Annotated in this window: 9 protein-coding genes; 5 read left to right on the top strand and 4 right to left on the bottom strand. The window is 70.7% G+C overall.

Annotated features, from left to right (window positions below; translation table 11 throughout):
- The first annotated feature begins 156 nt into the window (after positions 1-156).
- The 3 genes from ACGFNN_RS15975 (at position 157) to ACGFNN_RS15965 (ending at position 2,584) form a co-directional block, all read left to right on the top strand.
- Positions 157-936: a hypothetical protein gene (locus ACGFNN_RS15975; protein WP_393556278.1), complete on the top strand. Its 780-nt coding sequence runs from the start codon at positions 157-159 to the stop codon at positions 934-936.
- Between the two features lie 231 nt (positions 937-1,167).
- Positions 1,168-1,881, top strand: a complete 714-nt coding sequence (locus tag ACGFNN_RS15970; RefSeq protein ID WP_393556276.1) for a hypothetical protein — start codon at positions 1,168-1,170, stop codon at positions 1,879-1,881.
- Positions 1,882-1,933: 52 nt separating this feature from the next.
- Positions 1,934-2,584 (top strand): class F sortase, encoded by a 651-nt coding sequence (locus ACGFNN_RS15965; RefSeq protein WP_393557068.1) that lies wholly within the window; start codon positions 1,934-1,936, stop codon positions 2,582-2,584.
- 249 nt (positions 2,585-2,833) lie between these two features.
- Here ACGFNN_RS15965 and ACGFNN_RS15960 read toward each other — a convergent pair whose 3' ends face one another.
- Positions 2,834-3,055: a hypothetical protein gene (locus ACGFNN_RS15960; protein ID WP_393556274.1), complete on the bottom strand. Its 222-nt coding sequence runs from the start codon at positions 3,053-3,055 to the stop codon at positions 2,834-2,836.
- Between the two features lie 11 nt (positions 3,056-3,066).
- Complete coding sequence (locus ACGFNN_RS15955) at positions 3,067-3,975, bottom strand: TetR family transcriptional regulator C-terminal domain-containing protein (protein WP_393556272.1); 909 nt, start codon at positions 3,973-3,975, stop codon at positions 3,067-3,069.
- 314 nt (positions 3,976-4,289) lie between these two features.
- Here ACGFNN_RS15955 and ACGFNN_RS15950 point away from each other — a divergent pair, with 314 nt between their 5' ends.
- Positions 4,290-4,571 (top strand): hypothetical protein, encoded by a 282-nt coding sequence (locus ACGFNN_RS15950; RefSeq protein WP_393556270.1) that lies wholly within the window; start codon positions 4,290-4,292, stop codon positions 4,569-4,571.
- A gap of 84 nt (positions 4,572-4,655) precedes the next feature.
- Here ACGFNN_RS15950 and ACGFNN_RS15945 read toward each other — a convergent pair whose 3' ends face one another.
- The gene (locus ACGFNN_RS15945; RefSeq protein WP_393556268.1) at positions 4,656-5,279 is read right to left on the bottom strand and encodes a histidine phosphatase family protein; all 624 of its coding nucleotides are present in this window, start codon (positions 5,277-5,279) and stop codon (positions 4,656-4,658) included.
- 202 nt (positions 5,280-5,481) lie between these two features.
- Here ACGFNN_RS15945 and ACGFNN_RS15940 point away from each other — a divergent pair, with 202 nt between their 5' ends.
- Positions 5,482-6,009, top strand: coding sequence for a GNAT family N-acetyltransferase (locus ACGFNN_RS15940; RefSeq protein WP_393556266.1), 528 nt, complete (start codon positions 5,482-5,484; stop codon positions 6,007-6,009).
- Positions 6,010-6,159: 150 nt separating this feature from the next.
- Here ACGFNN_RS15940 and yicI read toward each other — a convergent pair whose 3' ends face one another.
- Entirely contained in the window at positions 6,160-8,397 is a 2,238-nt protein-coding gene (gene yicI, locus ACGFNN_RS15935) for an alpha-xylosidase (RefSeq protein ID WP_393556264.1), read from the bottom strand.
- Between the last annotated feature and the right edge of the window lie 442 nt (positions 8,398-8,839).

The raw sequence follows: 8,839 nt of genomic DNA, 5'->3' as shown, positions 1-8,839 counted from the left end.
GTTGGCCCCGGCGTTTGCGGGGGGGGGGCGGGCGGGGGCCGGCGGGGGGGGGTTTTGCGGGTTTTCCTCCGCCGGGGGGGGGGGGGGGGGGGGGGGGGGGGGCGCCCCCCCCCCGGGGGGGGGGCCCGCCCCCGGTGGCATAGTGCTGTGCTCCGCATGCCCACACGGAGACGAGCGGCCCCACGCGTGCTCGCCGTGGCCGTCCTGTCGGCCGCCGCGCTCCGCACGGCTCTCGGACCGGGCGTCGCGAGCGCCTCGGAACCGGTGGCGCTGACCTTGGAGGACGTGGCACGCACGATGACCGCCTACCCGGCGGACGAGGGCGCCCGGGCGAGGAACAGCGTCTTCCAGGTGCCGGTCGGCGTGGTGCCGGGCAACAGGGAACCCGCCAGGAACATCAGGGTCGTCGTGGACGCCTCGGGCCGCCGGCCGGTGACCGGGACGGTACGCGGCAGGGTCGGGGAAACCGTGGAACTGCGTCTGGGTGTCGACAACTTGGGACCGGGTGAGGTGCGCGACGAGGACGGGGGCCGCTTCGAGGTGATCCCGCCCGAGGGCACCACGATCACCTGCGTCCCGTACTCCTTCGAGGGCGACGACCACGACTGGGCTTGCACGCGCCCGACGAGAGCGGGAGACGCCGTCGTCTGCGGGCTGGAGAACGAGGCCTTCCCACAGGTGGAGGACGGGAGCAGGACGCTCACCTTCCACGTCCGGATCGACCGGCAGGTCGAGGGAGCGCGGGGCACCATCCGGGTGTTCAACCCGTACGACCGCTCCCCCGGCAACGACACCGCCGCGATCCCGCTCGACGCCTCCCCGGCGTCCCCGGCATCGCGCCCGGGGCCGGTCCTGGCCGTCCTTGCCGGATGTGTCCTGGCCTCGGCGGGCGCCGCGGTGCTGTACCGGCGCCGTCGCCGGGCCCGGGGAGCCTGACCTCGGCACCCGTTCCCCGGCGGACACGCCGTGGCGCCCGCAGCCTGTGACCACACGTTTCGCGCCTCTCCTCTCGGCCTCTTCCAGGCCACACGAGCGAGCGCTATGGGCTAGTCAGGGTACTTTTGTGCGTTTTTACGGTGTCCCTACAGACTCTTTTGATCATCCATGGCATCCCTTAGGCGATCAGGTGATCAGTACGACAATCATCTCGGCTCGAAGGAGTCCAGCATGCGCATTTCCGCTTCCCTCCGCTCTCGCGGTGCCCGTACGGGTGCCAAGGTGGCTGCCGCGGTCGCCGTCGCCGGCGCGGCCCTGGGCGCCGCGGCCCCCGCCGCGCTCGCTGTCGGTGAGAGCGGTGACATCGACGTCCGCTCCGTCAGCTGGCACTCGCGCGGCGACCGCAACGGCGTCGAGGTCTGCCAGTTCGTGCTCGTGGCGAACAACTTCGGGGAGCTGCCCCTCGTCGTGTGGACGGTCACCGAGCGCCCCCCGGGCAACACGCTGACGAACACCCTCCCGCTGGTGAACGGGCAGGCCCGCAGCCAGGAGTACCTCCTGCCCGAGGGGACCTACCAGTTGACCTGGAACGTCGGTGCCGTCCCGAAGCAGAAGAGCTTCGAGGTCGACTGCTCCCGTCCGGGCCAGGGTGGCGGCCGTGCAGACGGTGACAGCCGTGCCGACGGTGACAGCCGCGGCTCGTCGTCCTCCTCGGCGTCGGGCTCCTCGGCGTCGGGCTCCGAGCAGAGCGCGGAGAAGACGTACGAGAAGCCGTCCGGCGCGGTTCCGGCCGGCGGTGGCGGTGTCCCCGACATGGAGGGCGTCAGCAACGAGAGCGAGTCGAACATCGGGACCTCGGCCGCTCTGGTCGCCGGTGCCGCCGGTATCGCGGGGCTGATCATGGTCCGTCGATCCGCACGTCGCCGTGCCCGTAACGAGGTCTGACACCCGCGGCCGACGGCGACGCAGGGGGCCGAGCCGCGCATGCCGGCTCACCATCACCCTCTGCGTGACCTTTTCGCTGGTGACCGGAATCGTCCGGGCCGTTTCGGACTCGTCCGACGACGCCTCGCCGGTCACCGCCGCCCGCGGCAGCGATGCCGCGGGCGGCGGGGCGCCCCCCTTCCGGAGGGCACCTCACAAGCCCCAGGAGAAGGTGCCCGCATCGCACGCCCCGCTGGTGCACTCCCGGCCGGTGAAGGTCGCCATCCCGGCGATCTACATCGAGGCCCCGGTCTCCGGCCTCGGTCTCGACACGAAGGGCAGGCTCGGCGCCCCGCCGCTCAGCAAGCCCAAGCTGGTGGGGTGGTACCGGAAGGGGCCGTCCCCCGGGGAAGCGGGAACGTCCTTGCTCGTCGGACACCGGGACACCGCGACGGGACCGGCCATCTTCCTCAACCTCAACGCGCTGCGCCGGGGTGACACCGTGAAGGTCACCCGGGCGGACAGGAAGACCGCGGTCTTCACCGTCGACGAGGTGAAGACCTACACCAAGGAGAAGTTCCCGGACGACAAGGTGTACGGATCCACCGGCCGCCCGGAGCTGAGGCTCCTGACCTGCGGCGGACGCTTCGACAAGAAGCACGGCTACGCGGCGAACGTCGTGGTCTTCGCCCATCTCACGTCATTGAAGAAGAAGGCGGCCTGACACCGGCACGCCGCACGGAACCGGCCGGTACCTCGGGGGCGAGGTACCGGCCGTCCGTGCGCCGCATCCGGATGACGCCCGAGAAATCCCGTGCGGGGCGCCGGTGGACGGCCCGGAGACCGACGGCTCCCCGGTGTCACCCGCCCGCGGAAGCCGGGCTCCCGACGGCTCCGTACTCCTCTGCATCACTCGGCGAGAACCCAGTTCGCCGGCACCGCCGGGAACGGGTACTGCGCGACCGGGGCGCCCTCAATCCTCCTCCGAGGAATGCCGGTTGATGTTCACGGTCACGTGGATACCTCCGACGACGGCACCACCGGCGATTCCCATCGCCGTGGCGGCTTCGGCGTGGCCGGTGAGCGCCAGGACGACGGCGCCGATGACGGATGCCAGGCCCGTGACGGCCTCGAGCCGTCCACGACCACGCCTGTCGCCTCCGGGTTCCTCCGTGGTCCGATCGCGGGATGTCATGGGCTCCTCACTCATCGCGGCACGTCCCGTCCCAGCCGCGCCCGGACAGCCTGCTCCAGGGTGAGACCGTCCGAGTCCTCCGTCGGCTCCAGAAAGCCGTGGATCACCGCGAGGGCGACCGTCCCCATGAGGGAGCGTTCACGCTCCGGGTCGACGACCCCGGCCCGCGGGTCGCCTATGGAGCGCAGGATCACACCGTCGGTGGCGGCGGACAGGGCGTTCGCGAGGTCGTCGAGGCCGAGCCCGGCCCGTAAGCGCAGGCCACGCGCGTCGAGGACCTCGGCGTAGACCTGCTTCCAGGACGAGAGGTATCTCCCGTACGTCTCGGCGACCGCCCGCTGGACCGTGTCGTCGCCGTCGGCGAGCACCATCAGGGCGAGGCTGAGACGGACGGAAGGCATACGCGCGCTCTCGGCGGTGTGCTGGTAGGCCGTGTCGTGGACAGCCCGGACGAAGTCCTCACCTGTGACGAGTCTCCTGATGGTGACCGCCCGCTGCTCCTGGTAGCCGGGGTGGTAATTCGTCGGCCACATCGCGAAGTTGATCAGATCGGCCACGAAGTCCGACTGCGACCGCCAGGTGGTGCGCAGCCTCGGCACGCCGCCCCGGCAGGGGAACGGGGGCGGGTTCTCGGCGACGGCCGCCGCGACCGCACGCTGGGAGAGGAATCCCAGCAGCGGGCGTTCGAGGGAGCGACCGTGGCCCGAGGCCGCGCCCCGTACCGCCTCGGGGCCCAGGTGCTGCTGGATCAGCCGCATGCCGGCGGCCAGGTAGCCGGCGGTGCTCAGGCTGTTCGCGAGCTTCTTCCGGCCCGTGGGGGTGATCCTGCTGAGGTGCCGCAGGACATGGGAGATGTCCTGGTCGTAGGGGTGCGGCAGATGTGCTTTGTGCGCGATGTGCGGCTCGTTGGAGGTGTCCACGGCTCGATGCTGGCGTCACGGCCCGGTGCTCGGCTAGGTGCGCACCCGCGCGAATTCTCCCGTGACCGCACCCTCGGCGGACCGCTCCGGAACCAGGACGAGCGCCCGTCACGCCCTTGAGTGGGCTACACGTGACATGGCGTCGAGTTCAACGCCGTAAACTTCGCGCCGCCGGCCCGAGCCGGTCTCGTCCGGGACAGCCCTCGGTTGCTCAGCGGCGGACTCCGCGGGCTCGGACTACGCCGCGCATCCGACCGGAAGAGGGCCAAGTGAAGAGGTTGGGCATATGTCTCGCGGTGATGGCATGCGCCGTCTTGACCGCCTCCTGCGGCGGGAGTGACGGCCCCGTCGACACGTCCCGGCTGACGGACCGGCAGCGGGAGTGGGTCGAGTACTCCTACGCGCACGAGAAGAACGAGGACGTCAAGCGGACGTGGGAGCAACTCCCCGCCGAGGGCGTCGAGTCCTTTCTCGATCAGCAGCGCCCTCGCCTGTGCAGCGACATGGACGCGCTGATGAAGAGCCTCAAGGAAGCGGGCTACGAGGCGGGCGAGATGCAGGAGTACAGGGAGAAGACCACGGAACTCCTCTGCTGAGCTCCGTGGACTCGGCTCTGCGCGTACTACGGCGTGACGGACGTGCCGCCCTTCCCTCGAAGGCTCGTGGCAGCGCCTGGCCCGTCAGCCGATCGCGTGGAACAGCCGCTCCGGCAGGGCCATGTTCAGCGCGGTGACGACCGGCTTGCCGTGTTCCGTGCCGAGCCGGGAGACCGCGCCGGTGGCGAGCTGGAAGAGTTCGCCGCTCGCGGGGGTCAGTCCCAGATAGCGGGCGGTGAGGACGCGCAGGAAGTGGGAGTGTGCCACCAGTGCGATGTCCGCCTCGCCGAGCCGGGAGGCCGCCGCGCGGACCTCGGCGAGGATCCGGTCCGCCCGGTCGCCCACCTCCTTCGGGCTCTCCCCCGGGTGCTCCTCGGGACCGGGGGCGACTCCGTCGGTCCAGAGGTTCCAGTCCGGGCGGGTGCGGCGGATCTCGACAGTGGTCACACCCTCGTACGCCCCGTAGTCCCACTCCCGCAGATCCGGCGTCTCGCGAGGAGCGTCGAGCCCCGCCAGCTCGGCGGTGCGACGGGCTCGGAGAAGGGGGCTGACCAGGGTGAGCCCGATCTCCCGTTCCGTCAGCAGCGTTGTCAGCGCGCGGGCCTGACGCTCCCCCAGCTCGGTGAGCGGCAGGTCGGTCCAGCTCGTGTGCTGGCCGGACCGGGACCACTCGGTCTCGCCGTGCCGGATAAGGATCAACTCGCCCATGGGTGCTTCCGCTCTGTGCCGTGACCGTACTGTCTGCTGTCATTAACCCGACGGCCCACGATCGCATTCCGCGCGGCCCGGCGAGGAGCGGCTCGCCCCGCAAGCTCTCAGGTGGGAGCGCCGGACCGCTGGTGGGCGCGAGGGCAGCCTCGCATAGCCTGCTGTCCTTCCGACACGACGCGCAGGACCACGAGGACGAGACATGGCCGACAGCACCAGGATCCGCCTGATCGAGCCCGCGGACGCGGCCCCGATCGCCGCACACCGGATCCGGGACGTCGAGGCCTTCCGCCCGTGGGAGCCGGACCAGCCGGAGCACTTCTTCACCGCGGAGGGCCAGGCCGAGCGGATCGACCGCCTCCTCGCCGGGTACCGGGCGGGGAGTGTCTGGCCGGGCGTAGTGCTCGCCGGCGAGGAGGTGATCGGGCAGGTCACCGTGGGTGGCATCCTGCCGCAGCCCCATCTGCGTCGCGGCTCCGTCGGGTACTGGATCGCGAGCCCGGCCCAGCGTCAGGGGCACGCGGGGCGTGCCGTGGAGCTCGCGCTCGGGGTGATGACGGACGAACTGGGGCTGCACCGCGCCGAGGCGTCGACCGGCCTGGAGAACACCGCGTCGCAGCGGGTGCTGCGGCGCAACGGGTTCAGCCCGTACGGCGTCGCGCACTCCTCCATCTTCCTGCAGGGCCGCTGGCGGGACGGGCTGCTCTGGGAGCGGATCCTCGGCGACTGAGCCGACGGGCGCGGGCCCGGGCGCGCCGGGACCCGGCCTGCCGGTGGGACCGCCAGGTCGGTGCGCCGCGCAGAAGCCCGGTACCGGCAGTCAGCCGCGCCTCCTCCGTGGAGGCGTCAGGGCTGCCCACCGGTACCGGACCCGGGTCCGTCAGGCCTGCTCCCCCACCACGGTGACCGTGTACGGCTGGTCGGTGTCGGCCGAGACGCGGACCTCTCCGCCCTCGCGGACCACCTCGTACGTGGCGGCCACCGCGCCCGTGCGGTCGGGGACGGTCACCGTGCGGCTGAAGTCACCCGTGCCCTCGGGGGCGTGGACGCGGAGTTCGAGGCCGTCGAGCCACTCGCCGTCCGGGCGGGACTCGTCCGCTCCGAGTGCGAGGACGGCACCCTGGCGCACCAGCAGCGGCAGGCTGTCGAAGCCGTGCGTCTCCTGGCGCCAGGTCGGGCCGGTCACCGTCTCGCCGGTGAGGAAGTGGGTCCAGGTCCCCTCGGGGACGTAGTACTCGACGGTGCCGTCCTCGGAGAAGACGGGGGCGACCATGAGGTCCGGTCCGAGGAGGTACTGCCGGTCCGCCGCGCGGGCGGTGGGGTCGTCCGGGAACTCCAGCAGCAGCGGACGCATCATCGGGACGCCCGTGCGGTGGGTGTCGACGGCCGCGCCGTAGAGGTACGGCATCAGGCGGTGCTTGAGGCGGGTGAACTGCCGCGCCACGTCGACCGCTTCCTCGCCGAACTCCCACGGCACGCGGTACGACGACGAGCCGTGCAGGCGGCTGTGCGAGGAGAGCAGGCCGAAGGCGAGCCAGCGCTTGAAGACCGCCGGGTCCGGGGTGCCCTCGAAGCCGCCGATGTCGTGGCTCCAGAAGCCGAAGCCGGACAGGGACAGAGAGAGGCCGCCACGCAGTGATTCCGCCATGGCCTCGAAGGAGGACCAGCAGTCGCCGCCCCAGTGGACCGGGTACTGCTGACCGCCGGCGGCGGCCGAGCGGGCGAAGAGGACGGCCTCGCCCTGGCCCCGCTCCTTCTCCAGGAGTTCGAAGACCGCCTTGTTGTAGAGGTGCGTGTAGTAGTTGTGCATGCGCTCCTGGTCGGAGCCGTCGTGCCAGACGACGTCGGTGGGGATGCGCTCGCCGAAGTCGGTCTTGAAGCCGTCGACACCCTGGTCCAGGAGGACCTTCAGCTTGCTCTGGAACCAGGCGGTGGCCTCGGGGTTGGTGAAGTCGACCAGCGCCATGCCGGCCTGCCACTTGTCCCACTGCCAGATGTCGCCCTCGGGGGTCCGCACGAAGTAGCCCTCGCGCGCGCCCTCTTCGTAGAGGGCGCTCTTCTGCCCGATGTAGGGGTTGATCCAGACGCAGATCCTGAGGCCCTTCTCCTTGAGCCGGGCGATCATGCCTTCCGGATCCGGGAAGACGGCCGGGTCCCACTCGAAGTCGCACCACTGGTACTCGCGCATCCAGAAGCAGTCGAAGTGGAAGACGCTCAGCGGGATGCCGCGCTCGGCCATCCCGTCGACGAAGGAGGTGACGGTCGCCTCGTCGTACGACGTGGTGAAGGAGGTGGTGAGCCAGAGCCCGAACGACCAGGCCGGCGGGAGGGCCGGGCGGCCGGAGAGCGCGGTGTAGCGCGCGAGGACGTCCTTCGGCGTGGGGCCAGCGATGACGAAGTACTCCAGCGTCTGGTCCTCGACGCTGAACTGCACCTGCCCGACGGCCTCGGAGCCGACCTCGAAGGAGACCTTGCCGGGGTGGTTGACGAAGACCCCGTAGCCGCGCGAGGAGAGGTAGAACGGGATGTTCTTGTACGCCTGCTCGCTGCTGGTGCCGCCGTCGGCCTGCCACATGTCGACGACCTGGCCGTTCTTCACATACGGCGTGAAGCGCTCGCCGAGGCCGTGGACGGTCTCGCCCACTCCGAGGGCCAGCTGGGCGATCATGTGGTGACTGCCGTCACCGACGGTCGCGAATGCACTGCCCTTGCGGCCGGCCGAGGTCAGGACCCGGCCGTCGGCGTCGAGGAACTCCATGCCGAAGGAGCCCTCGGTGGGGAGGCGCAGGGTGAGCGGGCCGCTGGTGAGCTCCGCGGTGGAGCCTTCGGTGCGGGTGGTCGCGGCCGACCGCGCGGCGGCCCCCGGCATCTCGAAGTCGGGACCCTTGCGGCGCCTGCCCGCGTGGTGGGTGAGGCGTACGGCGATGACGCCCTCGGCCGGGGAGTGGGCCTCCACGGTGATCAGCGGGGCGTTGAGCGTGTCGCCCCGGCGCTCGACGCGCTTGACGGCGGCGTAGGCGGCGAGTCGGTCCTCGTCGAGGCGGACGTCGCGGACTTCCGTGGCGTACGAGGCGTTCACACCGGAGCGCAGCTGCCAGAAGCCGTCGGTGAACTTCATGGGGGGTCCTTAGCCGTTCAGAAGATGCCGTTCAGAAGATGCTGGGCGGGACGCCGGGGTGCCTGCGGTGAGCGCGGCTGCGAGTCCTCGCGATTTTGATCGTACACAAAACAAATGTGGCCGAGAAGAGTCTTACGGAACTAAGAATTCCGTATTGCCCGAAACGGAGACCCTGGTTCCGCGCCCTGGAACTGGCATGTTTGCGCCGCGTGACCGTTACGTCACGGAAACGGTCTAGAAACCCCCGCCTGGATGGCGTATTAGTACTGCAAGCAAACAAATTGGCACCGGCCCGGAGATCCGTAGCTCCGGGCCCGACGTGGACAAGAGGCCGTGCAATGTCGGACCGCTTCACTCCCACCCCTGAGGACAGGTTCACCTTCGGTCTGTGGACCGTGGGCTGGCGTGGCAACGACCCGTTCGGTGAGCCGACGCGTCCCGC

The sequence above is a fragment of the Streptomyces sp. NPDC048590 genome, from assembly GCF_043199535.1.
Classification (GTDB): domain Bacteria; phylum Actinomycetota; class Actinomycetes; order Streptomycetales; family Streptomycetaceae; genus Streptomyces.
The sequence above is the reverse complement of the archived record's forward strand: the minus strand, read 5'-3'. Positions and strand labels throughout refer to the sequence as shown.

What these genes read in the sequence shown, in the direction of transcription:
- ACGFNN_RS15975 (WP_393556278.1), top strand. Translation starts at nt 157, where the DNA reads ATGCCCACACGGAGACGAGCGGCCCCACGCGTGCTCGCCGTGGCCGTC.
- ACGFNN_RS15970 (WP_393556276.1), top strand. Translation starts at nt 1,168, where the DNA reads ATGCGCATTTCCGCTTCCCTCCGCTCTCGCGGTGCCCGTACGGGTGCC.
- ACGFNN_RS15960 (WP_393556274.1), bottom strand. Translation starts at nt 3,055, where the DNA reads ATGACATCCCGCGATCGGACCACGGAGGAACCCGGAGGCGACAGGCGT.
- ACGFNN_RS15945 (WP_393556268.1), bottom strand. Translation starts at nt 5,279, where the DNA reads ATGGGCGAGTTGATCCTTATCCGGCACGGCGAGACCGAGTGGTCCCGG.
- ACGFNN_RS15940 (WP_393556266.1), top strand. Translation starts at nt 5,482, where the DNA reads ATGGCCGACAGCACCAGGATCCGCCTGATCGAGCCCGCGGACGCGGCC.
- yicI (WP_393556264.1), bottom strand. Translation starts at nt 8,397, where the DNA reads ATGAAGTTCACCGACGGCTTCTGGCAGCTGCGCTCCGGTGTGAACGCC.